Genomic DNA, 24,240 nt, shown 5'->3' with positions numbered 1-24,240 from the left:
AGGGACATGGCCAGGACGGCCGGTGCGGTGCGCGTTCCGATCACGGGAGCAGCAGAGAACAGGTCGGCATGCATGCCGGGCCGGATCCGGTTCGCGGGCGGGCCGAACAGGCGCCGGAACCCGTCGCTCATGAACAGCAGCCGGTCGGCGGAATCGAACAGGCACAGGCCGTGCGGCAGCGAGTCCAGCGCCTGGACGATACCGGGTCCGAGCTTCCGCCCGCGGTCGAGCCCGTCCTGGCGCCGGTCGCAGGCCACCTGCCGGTGGCGCCGCGCCAGCCTCGCCGCCGCCCTGCCCGCCTCCGCCGCCATGGCCGCTCCCCCGAAGCGCCCGACAGCGTCGTCGGGCGATCGCCGGATCGTGCCGGCTCGGAAATTAGTCTCCGGTCTTCATAGAATGGGATTCCTTTCGCCAACCTTGACGAAAGTCGTGCGCGTTGAGCGATCCGCGCCGAGATTGACCAGCCGCAAGTTGAGACCGCGATCCCGATGCGCGAACTCTGTCGGTCGACGGGTCAGCGCGGTCGAGCCGCGCCGACGTCCCGGCCGCCGCCGCGGGGGCCCGGGACGACGTCTATCGGAGGCGGGTCAGGGCGCGTCGTGCCGGTCGTGGTGGCCGTCGAGCACCGTGTCGCTGGTCGGGACCGTCGCGGCGACGGCCTCGGCGCGCCGGAGATCCGGCGCGGTCGCCTCCTCCACGAAGGCCGCCACGGCCTCGGTCAGCGGCAGCGTGCGGGTCTGCTGGCTGCCGAGCCGCCGGATCGAGACCGTGCGCTCCTCCGCCTCGCGGCGGCCGAGCGCCAGCAGCACCGGCACTTTGGCGAGCGAGTGCTCGCGGACCTTGTAGTTAATCTTCTCGTTGCGCAGATCCGCCTCGACCCGCAGGCCCGCGCGCTCCAGGGTGCGGATGACGTCCCGGGCGTAGGCGTCGGCCTCGCCGGTGATCGTCGCCACCACGACCTGGACCGGCGCCAGCCACAGGGGGAAGTGCCCGGCGAAGTGCTCGATCAGGATGCCGGTGAAGCGCTCCATCGAGCCGCAGATCGCCCGGTGGACCATCACGGGCGGCTTCCGGGCGCCGTCGGCGTCGATGTAGAAGGCGCCGAACCGCTCGGGCAGGTTGAAGTCCACCTGCGTGGTGCCGCATTGCCAGTCGCGGCCGATCGCGTCGCGCAGCACGTACTCGAATTTGGGCCCGTAGAACGCGCCCTCCCCTGGGTTGACCGCCGTCTTGATCCGGCCGGCCGACTGCTCCTCGATCTGGGCCAGCACGCGGGTCATCACGTCCTCGGCGTGGTCCCAGAGCGCGTCGGAGCCGACGCGCTTCTCGGGCCGCGTCGAGAGCTTCACGACGATCTGGTCGAAGCCGAAATCCGCGTAGGTCGAGAGGATCAGGTCGTTGATCTTCAGGCACTCGTCGGCGAGCTGGTCCTCGGTGCAGAAGACGTGGGCGTCGTCCTGCGTGAAGCCGCGCACGCGCATCAGCCCGTGCATGGCGCCCGACGGCTCGTAGCGGTGGACGATCCCGAACTCGGCCATGCGCAGGGGCAGGTCGCGGTAGGATTTCAGCCCGTGCTTGAAGATCTGCACGTGGCCCGGGCAGTTCATCGGCTTGAGGGCGAACCAGCGCTTGTCCTCGGCCTCCTCGCCGGCGGACTGCGCGGCGAACATGTTCTCCCGGTACCAGCCCCAGTGGCCGGAGGTCTCCCACAGGGCCTTGTCGAGGATCTGCGGGGCGTTCACCTCGGCGTAGTCGCCGCGCAGGCGCCGGCGCATGTAGGCGATCAGCTCCTGGAAGATCGTCCAGCCCTTGGCGTGCCAGAAGACGACGCCCGGCCCCTCCTCCTGGAAGTGGAACAGGTCCATCTCGCGGCCGAGGCGGCGGTGGTCCCGGCGCTCGGCCTCCTCCAGCCGGTGCAGGTAGCCGTCGAGATCGGCCTGGTTCGCCCAGGCCGTCCCGTAGATGCGGGTCAGCATCGGGTTGTTCGAATCACCCCGCCAGTAGGCGCCCGCGACCTTCATCAGCTTGAAGGCGGTGCCGACCTTGGCCGTCGAGGTCATGTGCGGGCCGCGGCAGAGGTCGAACCACTCGCCCTGGCGGTAGATCTTCAGGTCCTCGCCCGGCGGGATCGCGTCGACGAGCTCGACCTTGAAGCCCTCCCCCTTGCCGGCGAACAGCGCCCGCACGTCCTCGCGCTTCCAGACTTCCTTGGTGAACGGAGCATCGCGCGCGATGATCTCGCGCATCTTCGCCTCGATCTTCGGGAAGTCCTCGGGCGTGAACGGGGTCTCACGGTGGAAGTCGTAGTAGAAGCCGTTCTCGATCACCGGGCCGATCGTGACCTGCGTCTCCGGCCAGAGCGCCTGCACGGCCTCGGCGAGCACGTGCGCGCAGTCGTGGCGGATCAGCTCCAGGCTGCGCGGGTCGGTGCGATCCAGGAACTCGATGCGGGCATCGCGGTCGATCGGGTCGTCGAGATCGGCGAGCGTGCCGTCGAGCGCCATGGCGACGGTGCGCTTGGCCAGCGACTTGGCGATGCCCTCGACGACAGTGCGGCCGGTCGTGCCGGCGGCGATCTCCCGCGTGTTGCCGTCGGGGAAGGTGAGAATCGGCATGTGCGCGCGTCTCCGGGCTCAGTCCTGCATACGGCGCAGGTAAGCGGTTTCGAGGGAGCGGCCGTGTAGACCGATTTCTCGGGCGAGGGAACAACGGTGCGGCGCAACTCCACGCATCCCTGCCCTTCGTCCGCCGTTCGGGTGCGCGTCATCGTCCCCGCGCGCCGTCCCGCGCCGGGGGCATGGCCCGGGAGACCTCTCGAGGGACGCGGGACGCCGCGGGATCGCTCACGGGACGCCGCGGACAGGAAGAGCGAAATAGGAAAAACGGTCACGATCGGAAGGCCGCGGGTCGTCTCGGCGCGTGAGTGCGAGACGCGGGTCCCCTCTCCCGCAGGGGAGAGGGAGCACGGCGCGGATGTCCCGATCGGGGACGCCCGCCGTCCTGACCGCCGCAGCACGATCGGGAGCGGCCCTGGGATGACGCGCCTCCCCCAATGCCGGGGCCGGGGCTGGCGGGCGGCCCCGTCCGGCGACATGCTGGCGCGGCGCCTCCCCCCGCAGGGACGGGCGGGCGGCCGGACACTCGGAACAGGGACACCCGCATGGCCGCGCGCCTCGCCCTCCTCGGCCTCGGCGCGATGGGGCACCCCATCGCCCGCAACCTCGCGGCCAAGCGGGATTCCGACGCCGAGACGCTCGTGGCGATCGACACCGACCCGGCGCGCCTCGCCGGCCTCGCCGCGCCGGGCCTCGTCGCCACCACCGATCCCGGCCAGGCCGCCGGCGCCGACGTGCTGTTCCTGTGCCTGCCGAACGGCGACGCCGTCGAGGCGGCCCTCCTCGGGGACGGCGCCCTGGCGGAGCGCCTCGCCCCGGGGGCGGTCGTGGTCGATCTCAGCACCATCGCGCACGCCCAGGCCCTGGCAATCGGCCGCGCCGTGGCGGCGACCGGGCGCGCCTTCGCGCGTGGTCCGCCGCCAGGCCGGGACCGGACAGCCAGGTCTCGACGCAGCCCCGGCGCCCGCAGTAGCAGGCGGCGCCCGGCCGCTCGTCGTCGCGGGGCGCCGGCAAGGGGCCGTGGCCCCACTCGCCCGCGATGCCGTTGCGGCCCGTGAGTGCCCGACCGTCGAGGGCGATGCCCGACCCCACGCCGGTGCCCAGGATCACCGCCCAGACCACGCGGGCGCCGGCGCCGGCGCCGTCGATCGCCTCCGACACCGCGAGGCAGTTGGCGTCGTTCTCGATCCGGAGCGGGCGCTCCAGGCGCGCGCCGAGATCGGCCGCGAACGGGTGTCCGTTGAGCCAGTGCGAGTTGGCGTTGCGCACGAGGCCTGTCGCCGGGGAGAGGCTCCCCGGCATGCCGATGCCGACGCTGCAGGAGGCGCCGGCCTCGGCCTCGAGACGCAGGACGAGGTCGGCCACGGCCTCGACGGTGGCCCGGTAGGCGCCCCGCGGGGCGGGCATCCGCGTCTCGGCCAGGGTCGTCCCGTCCCGGCCCAGCACGATCCCGGCGATCTTGGTGCCGCCGAGATCGATGCCGAGGCGCGGGCGGCCTCCGCTCTCCGCCGTCGGCGATCCCATCACTCGGCGGCGGCGACCTTGCTGTCGGTGCCCATCGGCTGCGGCGACGCGTCGGCGATGTGGGTGCCGATCGCGACCGGGTGGGCCATCACCTCGTTGAGCTTGGCGACGTCGAGCTCGCCCTCCCAGCGGCTGACCACCACGCAGGCGACGCCGTTGCCCACGAGGTTGGTGAGCGCGCGGCACTCGGACATGAACTTGTCGATGCCGAGGACCAGGGTCATGGCGGCGACCGGGACGGGGCTGTTCGGGATCGCCGAGAGCGTCGCCGCCAGGGTGATGAAGCCCGCGCCGGTGACGCCGGAGGCGCCCTTCGAGGTCAGCATCGCCACCAGGATGATGGTCGCGTACTGGCTGATCGACAGGTCCACGCCCACGGCCTGCGCCAGGAACAGCGTCGCCAGCGTCATGTAGATGTTGGTGCCGTCGAGGTTGAACGAGTAGCCGGTCGGCACCACGAGGCCGACCACCGAGTCCGAGGCACCGAGGCGCCGCATCTTGGTCATGAGCTGCGGCAGCACCGTCTCGGACGACGACGTGCCGACCACGATCAGCAGCTCGTCCTTGATGTAGGCGAGGAAGCGCAGGATCGAGAAACCCGCGACCCGGGCGATCGTCCCGAGCACGACCAGCACGAACAGGATCGCGGTGATGTAGAAGGTGCCGACCAGCCACGCGAGGTCGTAGACCTTCTGGATCCCGTACTCGCCGATCGTGAACGCCATGGCGCCGAAGGCGCCGACGGGGGCGAGCTTCACGACGATGCCGATGATCCGGAAGAAGATCTGGCCGGCCGTGTCGATCGCGTGGTTCACCGAGGCCGCGCGCTCACCCAGATTCGTCACCACGACGCCGGTGAGGATCGAGATCAGCAGCACCTGCAGGAGGTCGCCGGTGGCGAAGGGGTCGAGGAAGCTCTTCGGGATGATCGCCAGGATGTGGGCGACCGTGGAATCGGCCGCCGCCTTGCTGGCGTAGCTCGCGACCTTGCTGGCGTCGAGCTTCGACGGGTCGGCGTTGAAGCCGGCGCCGGGCCGGATCACCTCGCCGACGATGACGCCGATCAGCAGCGCGATCGTGGACACCACCTCGAAGTAGACCAGCGCCTTCAGGCCGACGCGGCCGACCTTCTTCAGGTCGCCGATCGACGCGATGCCGTGGACGATCGTGCAGAAGATGATCGGCGCGATCATCATCTTGATCAGGCCGATGAAGGCGTCGCCGAGCCACTTCATCGACTTGCCGGTGGCCGGATCGTACCAGCCGAGCAGCACGCCGAGCGCGATGGCGATCAGCACCTGGATGTAGAGCACCTTGTACCAGGGCTCGCGGGGCGCTGCGGCGGGAGCCGTCGCCTGGATTGCCTGTGCCATGTCCATCCCGTGCGACGACCGCGCACCCTCCCGATTTGCCGGCACGCTAGCGATTATCACCCGGCGCCTCAACGGCTGCACGCTTATCCGTCGGGAACCATCCGTGACAAAAGCCTGTCGATCCCGGACGAAGACTGCTCGCTTCCGATTGATTTCCTGGCGCACGAACGCGCACGGGCCGCAGCGCGATCTGCGCTGCGGCCCGTGCGTGTCTCGCGTCGTTGCGCCGCGGCGCGGCGCCGAGGCTCAGGTCTGCTGCTGGGTCCGGCGGGGGCGAACGGTCCAGCGCTCGAACATCGAGGCGGGATCCTCGCTCTTCCCGTCCTTGGTCTCGGCGGCGGGATCGGGCTGCTGGTGGATCGCCGCGCCGAGCGCCTGCGACAGGCTCTCGATGACGTCGTCGATGCGGGCATCCCCGTGCAGGGCGTCGCCGGTGCCGGCCTGCGCGGCGGGCGTCTCGGCGGCCGGCGCGGCGTGCGCGACGGCCTCNGGGAGCGGCATCAGCGAATCGTCATGAACCTGGCGGGACGACTCGACGCCCTGGCGGAGCCGCGAGGCTGCCGCGCCATGCCGGGGCCGCGGTCCGGCGCATGGCGCCCTCGTCGGACTCGGTGGTCCGGCTGCTGCTGCCGTAGCGGCCGAAGCCGAACCGGGGCTCGATCAGGTCCAGCACCGCGTCCAGCGCGGCGTTGCTCAGCGCCACCTCCTCGGCGGCCGGCACGCCCTGGATGGCCAGGGCCGCCCGCTCGTAGGCCGGCTCGTTGCTGACCTCGCGGCCGAACCAGCCCGGGGCGTGGAAGCCGGCGGCCTCGCCGTCGTTGTCGAAGGCGACGCTGATCAAGTCCAGGCTGCCGGGTGTGACGTAGCGGTCGATCGCGATCTCGCGGCCGCCGGCATTGACGGTGGTGCGGTCGTAGGCGGCCTTGCCGGGGCAGACGTCCAGCAGAGCGTCGCCGTGGGCGCGCGGGACGTCGGTGCGCTCCTCGACCGGGACGCCGTCCGGCCCCTTGTTGACCAGGACCAACTGACAGACCTGGCCGTCGACGCGCACGTACGAGGCGCGGCCGCCCTGGGGCGCGAAGTGACCCTCGGTGATCCGGGCGCCGCCCCGCTCCTTGCGGATCAGGCGGACCAGGGATGGTGCGACCAGAAATCGGCGAACGGTGCTCATGAACTCAAAACCCCTCCCGCTTGGTCGGCGGCGCGCCGATCCGGCGGACAGCCCTCAGCGCCGCCGGGCCGAACGGAAGGGGACAAATCGAGCCGACCCGCACGGCGTATAAGCTGGATGCCACGCCGTATTCGCCAGAGCCTGACCGCTTCCGTCGCCAATCACCGGACAGCGACATTCTGAGACTATAGAGCGCTAAGCAAAAACGCGACGAAATCAAGACCGGATCGGGTCGAGGAACCGGCCGCGGCGCCCCCTGTCCCCGATATCCCGGTTTTCGCGCCGGGTTTCCGAACCCAGGTTAGCGGACCCCGCGACTCATTCAGCCGGCTCGAAATTCATCGCCGCGCCGTTCATGCAGTAGCGCAGGCCGGTCGGCGCCGGGCCGTCGTCGAAGACGTGGCCGAGATGGCCCTGGCAGCGGGCGCAGTGCACCTCGGTGCGGACCATCCAGTGGCTGCGGTCCACGGTGGTCCCGACGGCGCCCTCGATCGGCTCGAAGAAGCTCGGCCAGCCGGTTCCGGACTCGAACTTGGTGCCCTGCTCGAACAGCGGCTGCCCGCAGCCGGCGCAGGTGAAGGTCCCGGCCCGCTTCTCGGCGAGCAGGCAACTCGTGCCGGCCCGCTCGGTGCCGTGCTCGCGCAGGACCCGGTACTGCTCCGGCGTCAGCGCCGAGCGCCACTCGGCGTCGCTGCGGGTCTCCGGGCTGGTGGTCGGCGTGTCGGCCATGGCGATCTCCCTATTCGCCTCGCTATATAGGGATCGCGCGCGGTCTCCGGCAGTCCCGGAAGATGCCGCGCGTGGTCTCCGGGATCGGAGACGTCGCGCTCAGGCGGCGGCGCCGACGGTGTCGGCCATCCGCGCCCGGCGCGCACCCATCGGCAGCGGCGCGCCCGTGGTGGTGTCGCGGGCGGTCTGGTGCTCCAGCTCGGCGTTGATCTCGCCCCCGAGCAGCACGATCGTCGAGGAGATCCAGATCCACGTCATGAAGCCGATCACGGCCCCCAGCGAGCCGTAGGTCTCGTTGTAGGTGCCGAAATTGGCGACGTACCAGGAGAACAGGAGCGAGGCGGCGAGCCAGAGCAGGCCCGCGATCACGCTGCCGACCCCGACCCAGCGCCAGCGGGCGTGCTCCCGGCTGGGTCCGAACCGGTAGAGCACCGACAGGCCGCCGAGGAGGACGATCAGGATCGCCGGCCAGCGCAGGGCCGCGAGCAGCCACGCCGTCGAGCCCAGCCCCAGAAAGTTCAGCGCCACCGGCACGACCACGATCACGTTGAGCGCGACGATGATGAACAGCAGGGCGCCGATCGTGAAGGTGAGCGACCGGAGGTTGAGCCAGAAGAAGTTCCGCTTCTCCTCCTCCTCGTAGACGACGTTCAGCGCGTCGAACATCGCCTTCATGGCGGCGTTGGCGCTCCAGATCGACAGGAGCAGGCTGGAGAAGAACGTGATGCTGAGGGAGCCGCTGCCTTTGGCGGCGATGCGCTTGACCTGGTCGCCGATGAGCTCGACCGCGCCGGACGGCAGGACCGCGTGCAGCTGGGCGAGGTGGTCGTTGATCACGGTCACGTCGGCGAAGAGGCCGTAGCACGAGACCAGCGCGGCGATGGCGGGGAACAGCGAGAGGAGCGTGTAGAAGGTCACGCCGGCGGCGACCGCCAGGACCCGGTCCTTGTTGAACTCCAGGTAGACCCGGACGGCGATGTCCTTCCAACCGGATCGCGTCATCTCGGCGGGGCTGTCGGCGGCGCGGCCGCGCTCCGGCTGGGTCGCGGCAGTGAGCTGCGCGGCGCGCCCGGAGATGGAGCGCGCGCCCGCGGCCACGNGCCGCCGGCACGCCGCGCCGCGCCGGCGCCGCCGCGAGGGCGACCAGCGCCGAGCCGAGCATCAGGATCCAGAGGATCGAGCCGCCCTCGGAGGGGCCGGTCGAGCGCGACGGTGACGGGGGCATGGATCGGGGCCAGTGCGCGGAACTGCCGCGCTCGGGACTCCCAACGTCGTCGTGCCGCGGCCGTTCCGCACGGGGGGCGGGGACGCCGCGGCCCTCCGCGCGTTGTGATGGTTATGCGCGATCAGCCCCGTCTCGGTTTCTGCTGCAAGTTCGTCCTGGACGAGCCTCCCGGCACCCACGCCACCCTCAAGGCGGAGCGGGAGGCCACGCTGCACATGAACCTGACCAGCGTGACCATGGCTCACCTCACCAAGCTGGAGCCCGCCGCCCGGCGGGCGAAGCTCGCCGGCCTCGTCGCCCACAACCTCGACGCCCTCGCCCGCCAGATCGCCTGGGTCGGGGCCCGGCCGCCGCTGGAGCGCCTCCTGCGCATGGCGAGCAACGTCCTGCCGGGCTACACCCACCCGATCGCGCAGGCGCTCTACGCCGAGCCCGAGATGGCGGCGCTGGTCGAGCGCGGCCTCGCCGAGGCCGGCGCGCTGGCCCGCCGGCTCGGGGTGCGCCTGAGCTTCCACCCGGGGCCGTTCTGCCTGCTGGCGAGCCGCAACCCGGCGGCGATCGCCAACGGCCTGTCCGAGCTCGACTACCACGCCGAGATCTTCGACCGGATGGGCTACGGCGGCGGCTGGCACCCGCACGGCGCCCACATCAACATCCATGTCGGCGCGGGCGACCCGGGGGTCGAGGGCTTCCGCGAGACCCTGCCCCGGGCGAGCCAAGTGGCGCGCGACCTCGTGACGGTGGAGAACGACGAGAACGTCTTCGGCCTCGACGCGGTGCTGCGGCTCGCCGACCTCGTGCCGGCGGTGCTCGACCTGCACCACCACTGGGTCGAGAGCGGCGGTGAGTACCTCGAGCCCGACGACCCCCGGATTGCCCGGGTGCAGGAATCCTGGCGCGGCGTCCGGCCCGTGGCCCACATCAGCGTGTCGCGCGAGGCGGTCTCCGCCGCCTGCGATCCGGACGCCCTGCCCGACTTCCCGGCCCTGCGCGCGGCCGGCCACGCGGTCCGGGACCTCGCGGCCCATTCCGACATGATGTGGAACCGGGCGGTGAACGACCTCGTCGCCCGGCACCTCGCCTGGGCGGATTTCGAGATCGAGGCCAAGGCGAAGAACCGCGCCTCCGTGCAGATCGCCCGTCACATCCTGGCGCTCGAGGCGGCGGCGCCGATCGCGGCAGAGTGACGGGACGGTCTCGACGCGTCCGCCGGTCCGCACTAGGCATCCCGGTATGAAGACCGCCGACTGCGACATCCTCATCGTCCCGGGGCTCGGGGGCTCCGAGGAGGACCATTGGCAGGCCCGCTGGGCGGGCCGCCTCGCCACCGCGCGCGTGGTCGAGCAGGATCAGTGGCACGCGCCGACCCCGGAGGCGTGGTGCGGCCGCATCGCCGAGGCGGTCGCGGCGGCGACGCGACCGGTCATCCTGATCGCCCACAGCCTCGGCGTGGTGGCCAGCGTCGAGGCGGTGCCGCGCTTCCCCGCGGGGGCGGTGCGCGGCGCCCTCCTGGTGGCGTTCCCGGACGTCGAGGAGGCGCCGGACCTGCCCGACGCGGTCCGGGCCTTCGCGCCGGTGCCGCGCGATCCCCTGCCCTTCCCGTCCCTGCTGGTCGCCAGCCGCACCGATCCGTACTGCCGCTACGAGCGGGCGGACGACTTCGGCCACGCCTGGGGCGCGCTCACGGTCGACGCGGGCGAATCCGGCCACCTCAACGTGGCGAGCGGGCACGGTCCCTGGCCCGAGGGGCTGATGCGGCTCGCCGGGTTCCTGAAGGGGCTCTGAGCCTGCGCGCGTTGCTGCGCGCGAGGACGATCGGCGTCCTCGCGCCTCGGCCGGAGGGCGGTGGCGCGGGTCGCATTAACGCGCTGTTTACCACCGCCCTCTTCAGTGGCGGCACGGGCGGTCCTTCGTCCCGAAGCCGGCCCTGGAGAGCACCGTGACGCGCAAAGAGCTTCTGGAACGACTCGAAGCGGTGCAGACCGCCCTCGGCCCCCGGGCCCAGAGCAACTTCAACAGCTCGCTGTTCAACGACGTGACGCTGCTCAAGCGGATCGAGGCCTTCGAGGCCAAGCTCGGCGAGCCCGAGAAGCCGAAGACCGCCGACTACACCGGCAACATGTTCTCGCGTATCGCCAACCGCCGCGCCGCCGCGGGCGCCAAGTAGGCCGACCCTATTCCGGCTCGGCCTCCGCCGAGCGCAGCAGCTCGCCGGCGACGTCGGCGAGCCGCGGCGGGGCCTCCCGCACGAACGGCAGCGGCCGGCAGACGTTGAGCGCCGCGAGCCCGAACCGGGCTGTCATCAGCCCGTTGAGCACGCCCTCCCCCAGCTTGGCGGAGACCCGGGCGGCGATCCCGAGACCCAGCACCTGCTGCATCACGCTCTCGCCCACCGCCATCCCGCCGGTGACGGTGAGATGCGCGAGCGCCGCGCGCCCCAGCCGCAGGAATCCCAGGAAGCCCGGCCGGCCGCCGTAGATGGCGGCGATCCGGCGCAGCAGCCGCACCGCCGCGAACACCACGAAGGCCACGTCGACGATCGCCCGCGGGCTGAGCGCCGTCACGGCCGAGACCTGCTTGGCCGTCGTCGCGATGGCGTTGCGCGCCTGCCGGTCGAGCCCGGCCAGCAGCTCGTGCTCGGCCAGGCCGATCCGGTCGTCGACGTCGAGGATCGCGTCGGCGGCCGCGTCGATGCGGGCGCGGCCCGCCGACAGGGCGTCGCGATCCGCGTAGAAGGTCGAGAGCGCCTGCACCACCGCCTGCGCGCCGGTGTGGTCGCGGGTGGCGAGGGCGTCCAGCGCCGACTGGCGCAGCCGCTCGATCTTGCGCTCGCGCCGCAGGCCGGCGAGTTCCCGCACCACGATCGCCAGCAGCGCGAGCGCCGCGAGGCCCAGCAGCGCGAGGGCCACCCAGCCGAGCCAGGGCGCGGCCTGGAACAGGTCGCTGATCATCCGCTCGACCGACAGGCCGACGCCCAGGGACACGAGGCCGCCCACCGCCGAGAGGAACAGGGCGCCCCAGGGCGAGCGCTCCCGCGGCGCCACCGGTACGGCGACGCCGTCGGCGGCGTCGACGATCTCGAAGGGTTCCTCGACGATCCGGGCCTGCGGCGGCCGGGGGCCGAGCGGCGTCGTGGTCACGCTCGGCTCGGCGGCCGGCTCGGGACTGATCCGGAAGGCGCGGGGTTTCTGGCCGGAGGTCATGGTCGCGGGCTCCGCATCGCATACATCGTCACGCCAGCCGGTCGCCGATCAGGAACTGCATCGCCCGGTCGAGCCGGATCTGCGGCAGGTGCCCGGCGCGGCCCAGGCCGTCGGGCCGCACCAGCGGCGGCCGGAAGCGCGGGAAGCGCAGCGAGCCCGGCTCGACCGCGCCCTCCAGCACCGCCTCAGCGCGGGCCGGCAGCTCCCCCGGGAAGATCGCGGCCTCGCTGTTGCCGTCGAAGACCTCGTCGCCCACCACCTCGCCGGCCTCCGGGGTGCCGGCCACCGCCCGCAGCGTCTCCGACCCGTCGTGGACGGTGGTCTCGCGGGTGGCGCGCACGGAGGCCAGCGCCACGGTGCCCACCCGGGCGCCCGCGGCTTCCGTCCGCCGCATGGCCCGCGACACGAGCAGCCGCAGCAGCGCGTCGAGCCGGTCGTGGCTCGTCTGGTGGAGGTGGTCGGCCTTGGTGGCGGCGAACAGCACCCGGTCGGCCCGGGGCGCGAACAGCCGCGACAGCACCGTGTTGCGGCCGATGTTGAGGCTGAGCAGCACCGCGTCCAGCGCCTCCTCCAGCTCCGCCAGGGCGGTCGGCCCGGCATCGACCGCCGACAGGACGTCCACCAGCACGATCTGCCGGTCGACCCGCTGGAAATGGTCGCGGAAGAACGGCGTCACGACCTTGGCCTTGTAGGCCTCGAAGCGCCGCTCCATCAGCCCGGCGAGGCTGTCGGGGGCGATCGTCTCGGTGAGCCGGTCGAGGGGCGCGAAGGTGAGCGCCGGCGAGCCCGCGAGGTCGCCCGGCATCAGGAACCGGCCCGGTGGCGTCGTCGCCACGGCTTCGGGGCCGGCGCGCAGGCCCGCGAGGTAGGCCTTGAAGGCGTCGCTCGCCCGCTCGGCCGCGACCTCGTCGAGGGGGCCGTTCGGGTCGAAGCCCTTCAGCGCCTCCAGCCAGGGCGCCGCCACGGCGGCGCGGCCGGGCCGGCGGGTGCCGCCGATCGTGGCCCGGGACCACGCCGTGTAGCTGGTCTCGATCAGCGCGAGGTCGAGGAGCCACTCGCCGGGGTAATCGACCACGTCGAGCATCAGGGTCGCGGGGCCGGAGCGCCAGCCGGCGGCGCGCTCGTAGGCGATCTCCAGGCGGAACTGGCTGATCCGGTCGGTGGAGCGCGGCCAGCGCCGCGCCTCGGTCAGCGTCGCGAAATGCTCCTCGAAGGGGAAGCGCGGCACGTCGTCGTCGGGCTGGGGCACCAGCTTGGCGCGGCGCAGGCGCCCCTCCTGCGCGGGCGCGAAGGCCGGCAGCGCGTGCGTCTCCACGAGGTGGTGGATCAGCGCCGTGGTGAACACGGTCTTGCCCGAGCGCGCGAGCCCGGTCACGCCCAGCCGCAGGGTCGGCTGGACCAGCAGGTCGTGCGAGGCTTCGGCGAAGGCTTTGACGGCCGAGCCGGCGCGCGCGGCAAGGTCGATCAGGGGCACGGGCGGGCTCGGGGTGAGGGGAACGGGCCGGGCAGAGGTGGCGCGGCCGGCGCCGAACCGCAAGGCTTGCCGCCCGGGAAGCCTCCCCTAGGGTGGCGCTGTGTCGGCGGCCGGGGTGAGCGGCCTCAGCCGGGCGATCGCGCCGGCGACGAGGTCCGGGCCGGCGCGCAGCGTGCCGAGCTCCACCGCCGACATCGCCAGCATGACCGGGGCCAGGTTGGCGCGGGGCGCGCCGTCCGGCCCGAACAGGTCGAGGTCGTCGCCGGGCTTCAGGCCGACGCTGCCGCTGATCCGGTTGGCGTAGGCCTGGATCCGGACCTCGTCGCCGGTGCAGAGCGGGGCCGGCAGGCGCAGATCGAGGACCGGCAGACCGGCCGCGATCGCCGGCAGCAGCGCGGATTCGGCGACCATCCGGTCGGCGCTCGGGACGCGGCCCGCCTTCCGGTCGAGGAGCGCCGACGGGTCGGCGACGCCCCCGGCCGGGCGGCCGGTGGAGGCGGAGATGCCCGCGGCGATGTCGGGAACCGGCTGGAGCATCGCCGCGGGCATCTCCGCCTCCACCGGCCGCCCGGCCGGGGGCGTCGCCGACCCGTCGGCGCTCCTCGACCGGAAGGCGGGCCGCGTCCCGAGCGCCGACCGGATGGTCGCCGAATCCGCGCTGCTGCCGGCGATCGCGGCCGGTCTGCCGGTCCTCGATCTGCGCTCTTGTGCGCGTTGGCGTGCGGATTGGCCGCCGCCGCGAGCCTGCTGCGGCGCACGATGGCCAGCCCCGTGCGGCGGCCGTAGTCGCGGTAGTAGCGCCGCAGCAGGCTCGCGGCGGCGTCGGCGCCGTCGGCCAGGGTGGCGAAGGCGGTGTGGCCCTCCCCGTCGGCGCCGATCTCGCCGGGCCAGCGGGCGGACTTGATGCACCAGCCGTTGTTGAGCCGCACGCAGCGGGCGACGTAGGGCGGGTCGTCGGCCAGCGAGGCCGTGACCGCCAGCGCCCGCGGCGTCAGCTGCGCGCCGGTCTGGGCGTGCCAGTTGGACACGGAGCGGGTCGCGGGATCGAAGCGCGGGGGCTGGCTGTCCGCCGGGGCGGAGGCGGAGGCGGAGGCGGAGGCGACGGCGCTGGGCGGCAGGACGCGAACGAGGGCGTCCGCGCCGGCCTCGGCGTGCGGCACCAGGGTCGTGATCAGGATCAGCGCGTTCAGCAGCACGCGGTCGGGCCTTCGCGGCGGCGGACGGGCTCGATGCGGACGCGCGTCACGGGTTGAGAACTCTGAGCGCGGCCTCGTGCAGCCGCGGGTCGCCGGCCGCGATCACGCGACCGCCGCCGGCGGCGGAGCCGCCGTCCCAGGCCGTGACCCGGCCCCCCGCGCCCTCGACGATCGGGATCAGCGCGACGATGTCGTAGGGTTTGAGCCCGGCCTCGACCACGAGGTCGATCTGACCGGACGCCAGCATGCAGTAGGCGTAGCAATCCGCGCCGTAGCGGGACATCCGCACCTGGCCTTCCAGCGCCCGGAAGCGCTCGGCCTCGTCGCCGGCCGCGAACAGCCGGGGATCCGTGGTGGCCAGGATCGCCTGGGCGAGGTCCCCGCAGCGGCGTGTGCGCAGGGTCCGCTCGCCCGCCGGCGCGCGGAGCTTCGCGCTGCGCCCGTCCCCGGTGAAGCGCTCCGCGAGGTAGGGCTGGTGCATCATGCCCCGCACCGGCACGCCGTTGCGGGTCAGCCCGATCAGGGTGCCCCAGGTCGGCAGGCCGCCGATGAAGGCGCGAGTGCCGTCGATCGGGTCGAGGACCCAGACGCACTCGGCGTCGGTGCGCTCCGCGCCGAACTCCTCGCCGAGGATGCCGTGGCCCGGGAAGGTCTGGCCGATCATCGCCCGGAGGACGACCTCCGCGGCCCTGTCCGCCTCGGTGACCGGATCGAACGGCGCCCCACCGCGGGCCTTGTCGTCCAGGCCGAACTGGGCGCGGAAGAACGGCAGGATCGCCTTCCCGGACGCGTCCGCGAGGTCGTCCATGAACCGGCCGAGTTCGACGACGCTCATCCGTTCCGTCCCCTGTTCCGCCCGAAGGCCGCGCGGCCGACCGGCCCGTCCCGACGAAGCCGGCGCGCGGCCCCGCCCGTCAAGCCCCCGTCTCCCCGTATCCTCGACTCACGCCCCGGCCGGGGCCGGCAGACGCGCCGCCGCGTCCCGGTCGTCGGCGGCGCTCTCGGCCGCACCGCCCNGGCGAGCCACAGGCCGAGCAGGACCGGCACGCCGGGGACCCGGCTCCGCAGCCGGCGGATCAGCCGGCGCAGGTGCGTCGGCTCGCCGTCGAGCGCCAGAGAGACCACGCAGGCGATCCGCGCCGGCCCGGCCTCGAACCGGCCGATCCGCACGGAGGCCGTCTCGGCGAAGGGGACCGCGCGGACGCCGAGGCCGCGCTTCTCCAGGATCTGCGCGAGGATCGCGGCCGCGGCCTCGTCCAGGAAGCCGCGCCCCGCCACGCACAGCACCGCGCCCGCGCGCGTCCAGGCGGCGGGCAGCGCCTCCGGGGCCGGTCCCATCGGGAGCGGGCTGCAGGCGCTCTCCTCGCCGTCGGCCGTCGCCCCCGCGACGGCGTCGCTCCGGTCGGAGAGGTCGGCGATCAGCTCGGTGAGCGCGGACCGCATCGCGCCCTTCTGCTGCGCGGTCAGCACCCCGCGGGCCGCGTCGCGGGCGGCGAGTTCCAGCGCCTTGAGCACGACCTCGTCGTAGTAGGACGAGAGCGAGCATTGCTGCAGGATCAGCTCGGCATGGCCCAGCACCTCCTCGGAATCGCCCGCCAGGATGCGCTGGTAGAAGTTCTGGACGGGCGTCAGCGCCGGCCGGTCGCCGAACAGCACGTCCAGGAACTCCAGGTGCTCGACGTAGCGGCCGAGCACCACGAGGCACACGGTCAGCGGCGTCGAGAGCAGCAGGCCGACCGGCCCCCACAGCCACGTCCAGAACAGGGCCGAGACCAGGACCGCGAAGGGCGAGAGACCGGTGGACTGCCCGTAGAAGATCGGCTCGAAGACCTGGCCGGTCAGCGGCTCCAGGACGACGAACAGGATCGCCACGGCGATCATCATGTTCCAGCTCGGATCGACCGCGGCGGCGAGCGCCATCGGCAGGATCGCCGACAGGACCGCCCCGAGATACGGGACGAAGCGCATCAGGGCCGCGAAGATCGCCCATAGCACCGGGTTCGGCACGCCGATGAGGTAGAGGCCGATGCCGATCACCACGCCGAAGGCGGCGTTGAGGGCGAGCTGCACCACGAAGTAGCGGCTCAGGCGCTTGGCCGCGTCGTCGATGGCCACGGTGGTCCGGTGCAGGTCGCTCGATCCGGCCAGCCGGATCATGCGGTCGCGCAGGTCCTCGCGCTGCATCAGCACGAACAGCAGCACCACGAACACGATGCCGACCGTGGCCAGGGGATGCATCACCGGGGTGAGCACGGTCGAGAGCATCTCCAGGGAGCCCGGCGGGCTCGTGGCGACCTCGACCAGGACCGGCTTGGGCGCGGCCTGGGCCTGATCGGGACCCGGCGACGGCGGCGGGGCGGCCGGCTGCGCCTCCGGGCTGCCGGCCTCCTTCGCGCCGCCGTGGAGCGCCCGCCCGATATTGGCGACGTACTCCGTGACGTGGCCCACGGGCGAGTCGCGCAGGCCGTTGATCTTGCGCTCGATGGTGGCCCGGTAGCGGGGGACGTCCCCCGCGAGATCGGCCGCCTGGATGCCGATCAGGGTCGCCAGGGCGGCCACGATGCCCACGGTCAGGAGCACGCTGACGCCCACCGCCGCGAGCCGCGGCAGCCGCAGCCGCCGCAGGCGGTTCACCAGCGGCGTCAGCACGAACGACAGCAGCAGCGCGATCGCGATCGGGATGAAGATCTCGCGGCCGAAGTACAGCGCCGCGATGATGGTCGCGCCGACCACGACCGGCGACGCCATGGCGGCCCGCGGCGTCTCGGCCGCGGCGACGCGGGTCGGCCGCGGCGGGATCAGGGAAGTCCCGGGCCGCGCTGCCGGTTCGACCCCGACCGGGGTTCTGGTGCCCATACCGTGATCCACGTCCCGAACGCCACGCGCGGGCGGCCGCCGGGAGCGGCGGAGGCCTCGCGGACGGGGAACGGCACGGGACGCGAAAACGATCCCGCGGGCTTCGCGTCCAGGTTAGGCTCCCGCGACGCCGGCCCGCGCCACGTCGCCCGCATCCTTCAACTCGGGCAGCGACCAGCACAGCTGCATCACCTTCCGCGCCTGCGCGTCCGGGAGGATTCCGGCGGCGAGGTCGGTGAATTTCGCCTCGAGCTGCGCGTCCGACATCGGCTTCTCGACGCTGCCGATCGCGTGCTCGATATGGCGGTGGAACGTCCGCCCGTCGTTCAGCGTCACGGTCATGTCGACCTGCGCGGGGTCGACGCCGGGGGTGATCACCGGGACCACCTTCTGGCGGAGGGCCACCACCCGCGGATCGTTCACCGCCCGGTCGCTGAACTGCTTCTCGCCGCCCGCGCCCTCCACGAAGGCGACCGCGGCCGCGTGGTAGATGCTGAACTTGCCCTCCAGACCGGTCTTCGGCGCGGTCTTGCCGGTCAGCTCCAGGACCAGCGGGTGGACCTTCAGGTCGACGCGCTGGATGTCCTCCGGCTTGACGTGGTCCTGGTCGCGGATCTGGATCGCCGCGTCGATCGTCGGGTGCATGACGATCCCGCAGGCGAAGGGCTTGTAGGTGTTGAGCTGCGCCTCGTAGCGGGTGCCGAGGCCGTCGGTGATCTGCGACCAGTCCTGCTTGGTGGAGATCGTGTTGGCCCAGCCGCGCTTGGCCTCGATCATCCCGTCCGACGAGGTGAAGCCCTTCGCGGCCAGGATCGCGGCGAACAGGCCGTTCGAGGCCGCGCGGCCCGGGTTGAAACTCTTGTTCATCGAGCCGAACGACTCGCGCAGCCCCACCGGCTGCGAGGCGGCGAGGCCGAGGGCGTAGACCATCTGCTGCTCGGTCAGCCCCATCAGCTTGCCCGCGGCAGCGGCCGAACCGAACACACCCGCGGTGCCCGTGATGTGCCAGCCGGCGTCGTAGTGGTTCGGGTAGACCGCGTTGCCGATCCGGCACTCGGCCTCGATGCCGACCACCAGCGCGTCGAGGAAGTCCTTGCCCGAGACCGGCTTCATCGCCGCGTAGGCCAGGATCGCCGAGGCGACCGGGCCGGCCGGGTGGATGATCGTCTTCAGGTGGGTGTCGTCGAAGTCGAAGATGTGGCTCGACACGCCGTTGAGGAAGGCGGCGTTCATGATGTCGAACCGCTCGGTCCGGCCGAACAGCCCGGCCTGCGGCGGCCCCGAGAAGGGCTGCAGCGCCGAGACCGCCACGTCGACCGTCTCGTGGTGCGAGCCGCCGATCGCCACCCCGACCCAGTTGAGGAAGCTGCGCACGCCCTCGCGGCGGACGGGCTCCGGCAGCGCGTCGTAGGAGGATCCCAGGATCCACTGCGCGAGGATCTTCGTGACGTGCGGCGGCGCTGCCTTCGCGGCTGCGTTCGCGGCCGGCTTCGCGGCCTCGGCCGCCTGCGCCCCCTGCAGGGCGGGCGCCGTCAGGGCGAGGCCCGCGGCCCCGATGAGCGAGCGGCGATTCATCGACATGGCGTTCTCCCGGATGGGGCCGCCCGGGGCGGCTCCGATTGCCGGACATGATAATGAATTCACCCATGGGGCGGCAGCCTCCGTGTTTCACCCGGCCGGGTCTGACACGGGTTCCGCGCGGACGCCCCGGTGGACGGGGCCCGCACCGTCATCGCGGGCGCAACGAAGTGACCCGGGACGGCGCGACCGCGATGAAGGCGGCGCCGACCGGGTTGCATCGGTCCGCTCGCGAAGGCGGCGACGCCGCAGGCATCCGCCGGAACCGGTGTGGCCCGCCCTCACACCACCACCGGCAGCGCCTCCTGCTCGCCCACGGCGAAGACCCGCCGGTAGCGGGCGACCTCGTCGGCCGGCCCCTGCGCCTTCGTGGGATTGTCGGAGAGCTTCACGGTCGGCCGGCCGTCCGCCTCGGTGACCTTGCAGACGACGGAGACCGGATCGAGCTTGTGATCGGGTAGCAGGCCGCGGAAATCGTTGGTGAGCAACGTACCCCAGCCGTAGCCGATGCGCATGCGGCCGTGGAACCGGGCGTGGATGCGCTCGATCTCGTCGATGTCGAGCCCGTCGGAGAAGATGGCGAGCTTGTCCCGCGGGTCGTGTCCCCGATCCTGCCAGAAGCGGATCGCCTCCTCGCCGCCCTCGATCGGGTCCTTCGAGTCGATGCGAATGCCGGTCCAGTCGCTCACCCAGTCGGGGGCGTTCGCCAGGAACCCGGTGGTGCCGTAGGTGTCGGGCAGGATCACCAGCAGGTTGCCGCCGTAATCCTCTTGCCAGTCGGCCAGCACCGCGTAGGGCGCGGCGGCGAGCGCCGCGTCGTCCTCGGCGAGCGCCGCGTAGACCATCGGCAACTCGTGGGCGTTGGTACCGACCGGCTCGACCTCCTGCCGAGCCGCGATCAGGCAGTTGGAGGTGCCGAGGAACGCGCCGCCGAGGCCCTCCGCCATGGCCTGAACGCACCAGTCCTGCCACAGGAATCCGTGGCGCCGGCGCGTGCCGAAATCCGCCACCGACAGGTCCGGCAGCCTCTGCAGCCGCTCGATCTTCTCCCAGACCCGGGTCATGGCGCGGGCGTAGAGCACCTGCAGGTCGAGCTTGCCGAGGCCCCGCAGCACGGCCCGTGCCCGCAGCTCGTTGAGGATCGCGAGCGCCGGGACCTCCCACATTGTGGTCTCGACCCAGGGTCCGTGGAAGGTCAGCTCGTACTGGCCGTCATGGACGGCGAGCTCGTATTCGGGGAGCTGGAAAGTCTCGAACCAGCTCACGAATTCGGGGCCGAGGATGCGCCCCTGGCCGCGGAACACGTTGCCCCGCAGCCACGTGATCTCGCCCTTGCTGAGGCGCAGCGTCCGCGCGTGGTCGAGCTGCTCACGCAGCAGCCCGGCATCGACCTCGTCGGCGATCCGGATCCGGCGGGTGCGATTGGTGATGCCGAAGGTGGTCCGGATGTCGGGGTGCCGGCGCAGGATCGTCTGCGCCATCAGGAGCTTGTAGAAATCGGTGTCGAGGAGCGACCGCACGATCGGGTCGATGCGGAAACTGTGATCGTAGACCCGTTTCGCCAGATCGAGCATTCGTCAGGCACTCTGCCGCGCTTGGAACGCGCAGAGCGCATGCCGGGACCGCAGACGTCAAGCAGACGGGCGGTCTCCGCCCGGAGACCGCCCGCGAGATCGCCGATCCCGACGACCGATCCTCAGGCGAGGTCGACCTTCTTGGTCTCGGTCTTCGGGCTCTCGCCGGTGAGCGAGGCCTTCACGTAGCCGTAGAGGTGCAGCATCGTGCTGTTCGGGCTGTCCCAGTACTCGCCCTTCTCAGGGTGGACGCGGATCAGCGCGACCTCGGGATCGTTCTTCCCGTTCGGGAACCAGGTCTTCAGGCTCTCATTCCACTTCGCGTCGATGATCGACTGGTCGCGGACGATCTCGGCCTTGCCGGCCACCGAGACGTAGTTCTGGCTCGACGGGTCGGAATAGGCGAGGTTGATCTGGTTGTCCTTGCTGATCGCGGCCGTCTTGGGCGAGTGCAGCTTGGTGAAGAACCACAGGTCGCCGTTCTCGTCGGCGTCGTTGTTCCACATCGGGCGGCTGTTGAGCGTGCCGTCGGCATCGACGGTGGTCATCATGGCGATCTTCACGTCCTTGATGAGCTCGAACAGCTTCTTCGCGCCCTCGTGGTCGCGGTGGTTGCCCTGATGCATGAAAGTGGTCTCCTACGCGTCGTTTCGGTCCCGGCGGGGTCTCCGGAGGGGGCCCCGCCTGAAGGCTGCCCCGACAACGGATCAGTCTCCCGTTGGTTCAGCTTGCCCGTGCGGTGAGGAGGTTCGGATGCGACGTGTTCGGGGAATCGGCCGCGCGGCGGCGGCGCTGGCGCTCTGCGCGCTCGGACTCTGCGCGCTCGGGCTCTGCGCCGTGCCGGCGGTCGCCGAGGTACGCTTCGGCCCGGGCGTGCGCATCGGCGGCCACGACTTCTCGAACCGGCGCTACGGCAGCGTCCATATCGAGCGCGTGAAGCGCCTGCGCGGCCCGCTCGGCTGTCGCCGCCTGCGCCACGGCTTCTACCGGCGCGGCGACGGGACCGCGGTGCGCGGCCCCATGGAGGAATGCAACCTCATCGCCCGCCCGCACTGACGCGCTCCGGGCGGGCCGTCGGCGCCGGCGCCGATTGCTCGCCCGGGGTCTGGTGTTCTGGGCCGGCTCGGTTACATGCACTGGCATACCTGCTTGCCCCGCTGGAGGACATCTTGGCGATCACCCGCGACGACGTGCTGAAGGCGCTCGCCGGCATCACGGTCGATGCCGCCGGCACCACCCTGCCCGGCTCGGGACGGCTCTCTCAGGTCGTGGTCGATCCGAACAACCGGGTGATGTTCTCGATCCTGGTCGATCCCAGCGAGGCCGAGCGGTTCGAGCCGGTGCGGCGGCAGGCCGAGGGCCGGGTGCTGCAGATGCCGGGCGTTTCGGGCGTGTTCGCCAGCCTCACCTCGGAGCGGAACCAGAGCCACCCGGCCCAGAGCAGCGCCGCCCCGCGACCCGTGACGCCGCCGCCGGTCGCGCCGCCGCGGCCCGGCGCACCGCCGAACCAGGGCCCGCAGATCGTGGGCGTGCGCCACATCGTGGCGGTGGCCTCCGGCAAGGGCGGGGTCGGCAAGTCCACCACCGCCTGCAACCTCGCCCTGGCGCTCCAGGCCCAGGGGCTAAAGGTCGGCCTCCTCGACGCCGACATCTACGGCCCGTCCGTGCCGAAGCTGTTCGGCCTCTCGGGCAAGCCGACCGTCGTCGACAACAAGGCGATGGAGCCGATGGTCGGCTACGGGCTCAAGGTCATGTCGATCGGCTTCCTGATCGAGCCCGAGACGGCGATGATCTGGCGCGGCCCGATGGTCCAGTCGGCCATCACCCAGATGCTGCGCGACGTGCTCTGGGGCGAGCTCGACGTGCTGCTCGTCGACATGCCGCCCGGCACCGGCGACGCGCAGCTCACCATGGCGCAGGCGACGCCGCTCTCGGGCGCCGTGATCGTCTCGACGCCGCAGGACCTCGCGCTGATCGACGCGCGGCGCGGCGTGACCATGTTCAAGAAGGTCGCGGTGCCGATCCTCGGCGTGATCGAGAACATGGCGACCTTCGTCTGTCCGAATTGCGGACACGCCTCCCACATCTTCGGGCATGGCGGCGCGCGGAACGAGGCGCAGCGGCTCGGCGTGCCGTTCCTCGGAGAGGTGCCGCTGAACATGACCATCCGCGAGACGTCGGATAACGGCCGGCCGGTGGTGGCGACCGACCCGGACGGGCCGCACGCCAAGGTCTATCGCGACATCGCCGCCCAGCTCTGGGCGAACCTGTCCGGCGCGCCGGCGGGGCGGGCGGCACCGAAGATCGTGTTCGAGTAAGGCCGTGGCGCCGCCGCCTGTCCTGGGCCTGATCCTGGCGGGCGGGCGGGCGCGGCGGATGGGCGGGGGCGACAAGCCGCTGCTGCGGCTCGGCGGCCGGACCCTGCTGGAGCGGGTGGTCGAGCGGCTCGGCCCGCAATGCGCGGCCGGGCTGGCGCTCAGCGCCAACGGCGACCCGGCGCGGTTCTCCGGTTTTCCCGGGCCGGTCCTGCCGGACCCCGTGCCGGACCAGCCGGGGCCGCTCGCCGGCATCCTCGCCGGGCTGGAGCACGCCGGCGCGCGGGGCGTCGCGCGGGTGGTGAGCGTGTCGGGCGACGCGCCGTTCCTGCCGGGGAATCTGGTGGCGCGGCTCCACGCTGTCGCGTCGGAAACCGGCATCGCGCTCGCGGCCTCAGGCGAACGGCAGCACTACACGATCGCGCTCTGGCCGACGGCTCTGCGCGATGCGCTTCGGGACTATCTCGAAGGCGGCGAGCGGCGCGTCGGCGCCTTCATCGCGCGCCACGGGGCCGCGGTGGCGACCTGGCCGGTCGAGCCGGTGGACCCGTTCCTCAACATCAACGCGCCGGAGGATCTGGCCGCGGCGGAAGCCCTGGACCGCGGGTGATGAGGATCCGCCGTCATCACGAGCGAAGCGAAGAGACCCTGGCCAGCGCGACATCTCGGAGATGTGGCGCGACCCTGGATTGCTTCGCTCCGCTCGCCAAGCCGGCGGAGCCGAAGCCATCGAGAGATGGCTTCGGACGCGAGGCTTGATCCGAGCTCAGGCCGCCGCGACGGTCGCCTTCACGATCTTGTCCGGAGAGCGCGGCGGCTCGCCCTTGTTGATCGTGTCGACCACGTCCATGCCTTCCACGACCTTGCCCCACACCGTGTACTGCTTGTCGAGGAAGCGGGCGTCGTCGAAGCAGATGAAGAACTGCGAGTTCGCCGAGTGCGGGAAGTTCGTCCGCGCCATGGAGCAGGTGCCGCGCACGTGCGGCTCGGCGTTGAACTCGGCCTTCAGGTCCGGCAGGTCGGAGCCGCCCGAGCCGGTGCCGGTCGGGTCGCCGGTCTGGGCCATGAACCCGTCGATCACCCGGTGGAACGGCACGCCGTCGTAGAAGCCCTGAGCGGCGAGCGTCTTGATCCGCTCGACGTGGCCCGGGGCGAGGTCGGGGCGCAGCGCGATCACGACGCGGCCCTTGGTGGTCTCCAGCACGATGGTCTCGTTGTCGGCCATGGTCTTTCCTTCCGGTTGGGGGAACTGTATCGGCGCGCGCCGGATCCGGCCAGCGCCCGTGACGGGTTCGCCGGCGCTCAGGCCGGCGGGCGGTAGACGAAGCGGAGCGCCACCGGCCGGCCCGCGATCGCCCGGCCCAGGCCCGGCGTGATGTGGGCCGGGGTGCAGCGCGCGAGGGCGTC

At 72.2% G+C, this 24,240-nt stretch carries 18 protein-coding genes and 5 pseudogenes; 7 read left to right on the top strand and 16 right to left on the bottom strand.

The window, feature by feature from the left end; all coding sequences use genetic code 11:
• Positions 1–311: pseudogene (locus tag MMR14E_RS27440) on the bottom strand (sensor domain-containing diguanylate cyclase); the annotation flags it as partial.
• A gap of 276 nt (positions 312–587) precedes the next feature.
• Positions 588–2,615 carry a threonine--tRNA ligase gene (thrS, locus tag MMR14E_RS27435; protein WP_331318720.1) on the bottom strand — a complete coding sequence of 676 codons (2,028 nt, stop codon included), beginning with the start codon at positions 2,613–2,615 and terminating at the stop codon, positions 588–590.
• Positions 2,616–3,052: 437 nt separating this feature from the next.
• Here thrS and MMR14E_RS27430 point away from each other — a divergent pair.
• Positions 3,053–3,496, top strand: a pseudogene (locus tag MMR14E_RS27430) (NAD(P)-binding domain-containing protein); the annotation flags it as partial.
• Between the two features lie 19 nt (positions 3,497–3,515).
• Here the strand turns inward: MMR14E_RS27430 and MMR14E_RS27425 are convergent.
• From MMR14E_RS27425 to MMR14E_RS27405, 5 genes and pseudogenes are all read right to left on the bottom strand, one after another.
• Positions 3,516–4,139 (bottom strand): annotated as a pseudogene (locus MMR14E_RS27425) (ROK family protein); the annotation flags it as partial.
• Positions 4,139–5,512: a dicarboxylate/amino acid:cation symporter gene (locus tag MMR14E_RS27420; protein ID WP_331318717.1), complete on the bottom strand. Its 1,374-nt coding sequence runs from the start codon at positions 5,510–5,512 to the stop codon at positions 4,139–4,141. The pseudogene MMR14E_RS27425 and the gene MMR14E_RS27420, both read right to left, overlap by 1 nt.
• Positions 5,513–5,758: 246 nt before the next feature.
• A pseudogene (locus MMR14E_RS27415) lies at positions 5,759–6,683 on the bottom strand (hypothetical protein).
• Between the two features lie 318 nt (positions 6,684–7,001).
• Positions 7,002–7,412, bottom strand: a complete 411-nt coding sequence (msrB, locus tag MMR14E_RS27410) for a peptide-methionine (R)-S-oxide reductase MsrB (protein WP_331318714.1) — start codon at positions 7,410–7,412, stop codon at positions 7,002–7,004.
• A 99-nt stretch (positions 7,413–7,511) separates the two neighbouring features.
• Positions 7,512–8,637, bottom strand: a pseudogene (locus MMR14E_RS27405) (YihY/virulence factor BrkB family protein).
• Between the two features lie 113 nt (positions 8,638–8,750).
• On the opposite strand from MMR14E_RS27405, the gene MMR14E_RS27400 reads away from it, so the two are divergent.
• The 3 genes from MMR14E_RS27400 (at position 8,751) to MMR14E_RS27390 (ending at position 10,804) form a co-directional block, all read left to right on the top strand.
• Complete coding sequence (locus tag MMR14E_RS27400) at positions 8,751–9,824, top strand: UV damage endonuclease UvsE (protein WP_331318712.1); 1,074 nt, start codon at positions 8,751–8,753, stop codon at positions 9,822–9,824.
• Positions 9,825–9,870: 46 nt separating this feature from the next.
• On the top strand, positions 9,871–10,422 hold the full coding sequence (locus tag MMR14E_RS27395) for an alpha/beta hydrolase (protein WP_331318710.1): 552 nt from the start codon (positions 9,871–9,873) through the stop codon (positions 10,420–10,422).
• 154 nt (positions 10,423–10,576) lie between these two features.
• Entirely contained in the window at positions 10,577–10,804 is a 228-nt protein-coding gene (locus MMR14E_RS27390; protein WP_012319110.1) for a hypothetical protein, read from the top strand.
• 7 nt (positions 10,805–10,811) lie between these two features.
• On the opposite strand, the gene MMR14E_RS27385 is transcribed toward MMR14E_RS27390, so the two are convergent.
• The 8 genes from MMR14E_RS27385 to MMR14E_RS27350 form a co-directional block, all read right to left on the bottom strand.
• Positions 10,812–11,840, bottom strand: a complete 1,029-nt coding sequence (locus tag MMR14E_RS27385; protein WP_331318708.1) for a TIGR01620 family protein — start codon at positions 11,838–11,840, stop codon at positions 10,812–10,814.
• Positions 11,841–11,868: 28 nt separating this feature from the next.
• The gene (locus MMR14E_RS27380; protein WP_331294601.1) at positions 11,869–13,314 is read right to left on the bottom strand and encodes a YcjX family protein; all 1,446 of its coding nucleotides are present in this window, start codon (positions 13,312–13,314) and stop codon (positions 11,869–11,871) included.
• An 87-nt stretch (positions 13,315–13,401) separates the two neighbouring features.
• Positions 13,402–13,863, bottom strand: a complete 462-nt coding sequence (locus tag MMR14E_RS27375) for a hypothetical protein (protein WP_331318706.1) — start codon at positions 13,861–13,863, stop codon at positions 13,402–13,404.
• Between the two features lie 693 nt (positions 13,864–14,556).
• On the bottom strand, positions 14,557–15,345 hold the full coding sequence (gene hisN / locus MMR14E_RS27370; protein ID WP_331318704.1) for a histidinol-phosphatase: 789 nt from the start codon (positions 15,343–15,345) through the stop codon (positions 14,557–14,559).
• A complete protein-coding gene (locus MMR14E_RS27365; RefSeq protein ID WP_331318703.1) occupies positions 15,342–17,366 on the bottom strand; it encodes an AI-2E family transporter in 2,025 nt (674 codons plus the stop codon). Before MMR14E_RS27365 ends, hisN begins: the two co-directional genes overlap by 4 nt.
• Positions 17,367–17,480: 114 nt before the next feature.
• Positions 17,481–18,947, bottom strand: a complete 1,467-nt coding sequence (locus tag MMR14E_RS27360; protein ID WP_331318702.1) for an MmgE/PrpD family protein — start codon at positions 18,945–18,947, stop codon at positions 17,481–17,483.
• Positions 18,948–19,225: 278 nt separating this feature from the next.
• Positions 19,226–20,518 carry a nicotinate phosphoribosyltransferase gene (locus tag MMR14E_RS27355; RefSeq protein WP_331318700.1) on the bottom strand — a complete coding sequence of 431 codons (1,293 nt, stop codon included), beginning with the start codon at positions 20,516–20,518 and terminating at the stop codon, positions 19,226–19,228.
• Between the two features lie 122 nt (positions 20,519–20,640).
• Positions 20,641–21,144, bottom strand: coding sequence for a pyridoxamine 5'-phosphate oxidase family protein (locus MMR14E_RS27350; RefSeq protein ID WP_331318698.1), 504 nt, complete (start codon positions 21,142–21,144; stop codon positions 20,641–20,643).
• A 127-nt stretch (positions 21,145–21,271) separates the two neighbouring features.
• Between MMR14E_RS27350 and MMR14E_RS27345 the strand changes: the two genes are divergently transcribed.
• From MMR14E_RS27345 to mobA, 3 genes are all read left to right on the top strand, one after another.
• Positions 21,272–21,574, top strand: a complete 303-nt coding sequence (locus MMR14E_RS27345; protein ID WP_331318696.1) for a hypothetical protein — start codon at positions 21,272–21,274, stop codon at positions 21,572–21,574.
• Between the two features lie 113 nt (positions 21,575–21,687).
• Complete coding sequence (gene apbC, locus MMR14E_RS27340) at positions 21,688–22,836, top strand: iron-sulfur cluster carrier protein ApbC (protein WP_331318694.1); 1,149 nt, start codon at positions 21,688–21,690, stop codon at positions 22,834–22,836.
• A gap of 4 nt (positions 22,837–22,840) precedes the next feature.
• On the top strand, positions 22,841–23,443 hold the full coding sequence (mobA, locus tag MMR14E_RS27335; protein WP_331318692.1) for a molybdenum cofactor guanylyltransferase MobA: 603 nt from the start codon (positions 22,841–22,843) through the stop codon (positions 23,441–23,443).
• A 156-nt stretch (positions 23,444–23,599) separates the two neighbouring features.
• Here the strand turns inward: mobA and MMR14E_RS27330 are convergent, their stop codons facing one another.
• A complete protein-coding gene (locus tag MMR14E_RS27330) occupies positions 23,600–24,058 on the bottom strand; it encodes a peptidylprolyl isomerase (RefSeq protein ID WP_010686120.1) in 459 nt (152 codons plus the stop codon).
• Positions 24,059–24,240 lie beyond the last annotated feature (182 nt).

Origin of the sequence: Methylobacterium mesophilicum (assembly GCF_036441335.1) — a bacterium.
GTDB classification, from domain to species: domain Bacteria; phylum Pseudomonadota; class Alphaproteobacteria; order Rhizobiales; family Beijerinckiaceae; genus Methylobacterium; species Methylobacterium mesophilicum_B.
The sequence above is the reverse complement of the archived record's forward strand: the minus strand, read 5'-3'. Positions and strand labels throughout refer to the sequence as shown.

What these genes read in the sequence shown, in the direction of transcription:
- thrS (WP_331318720.1), bottom strand. Translation starts at nt 2,615, where the DNA reads ATGCCGATTCTCACCTTCCCCGACGGCAACACGCGGGAGATCGCCGCC.
- MMR14E_RS27420 (WP_331318717.1), bottom strand. Translation starts at nt 5,512, where the DNA reads ATGGCACAGGCAATCCAGGCGACGGCTCCCGCCGCAGCGCCCCGCGAG.
- msrB (WP_331318714.1), bottom strand. Translation starts at nt 7,412, where the DNA reads ATGGCCGACACGCCGACCACCAGCCCGGAGACCCGCAGCGACGCCGAG.
- MMR14E_RS27400 (WP_331318712.1), top strand. Translation starts at nt 8,751, where the DNA reads ATGCGCGATCAGCCCCGTCTCGGTTTCTGCTGCAAGTTCGTCCTGGAC.
- MMR14E_RS27395 (WP_331318710.1), top strand. Translation starts at nt 9,871, where the DNA reads ATGAAGACCGCCGACTGCGACATCCTCATCGTCCCGGGGCTCGGGGGC.
- MMR14E_RS27385 (WP_331318708.1), bottom strand. Translation starts at nt 11,840, where the DNA reads ATGACCTCCGGCCAGAAACCCCGCGCCTTCCGGATCAGTCCCGAGCCG.
- MMR14E_RS27375 (WP_331318706.1), bottom strand. Translation starts at nt 13,863, where the DNA reads ATGCCCGCGGCGATGCTCCAGCCGGTTCCCGACATCGCCGCGGGCATC.
- hisN (WP_331318704.1), bottom strand. Translation starts at nt 15,345, where the DNA reads ATGAGCGTCGTCGAACTCGGCCGGTTCATGGACGACCTCGCGGACGCG.
- MMR14E_RS27360 (WP_331318702.1), bottom strand. Translation starts at nt 18,947, where the DNA reads ATGTCGATGAATCGCCGCTCGCTCATCGGGGCCGCGGGCCTCGCCCTG.
- MMR14E_RS27355 (WP_331318700.1), bottom strand. Translation starts at nt 20,518, where the DNA reads ATGCTCGATCTGGCGAAACGGGTCTACGATCACAGTTTCCGCATCGAC.
- MMR14E_RS27350 (WP_331318698.1), bottom strand. Translation starts at nt 21,144, where the DNA reads ATGCATCAGGGCAACCACCGCGACCACGAGGGCGCGAAGAAGCTGTTC.
- MMR14E_RS27345 (WP_331318696.1), top strand. Translation starts at nt 21,272, where the DNA reads ATGCGACGTGTTCGGGGAATCGGCCGCGCGGCGGCGGCGCTGGCGCTC.
- MMR14E_RS27330 (WP_010686120.1), bottom strand. Translation starts at nt 24,058, where the DNA reads ATGGCCGACAACGAGACCATCGTGCTGGAGACCACCAAGGGCCGCGTC.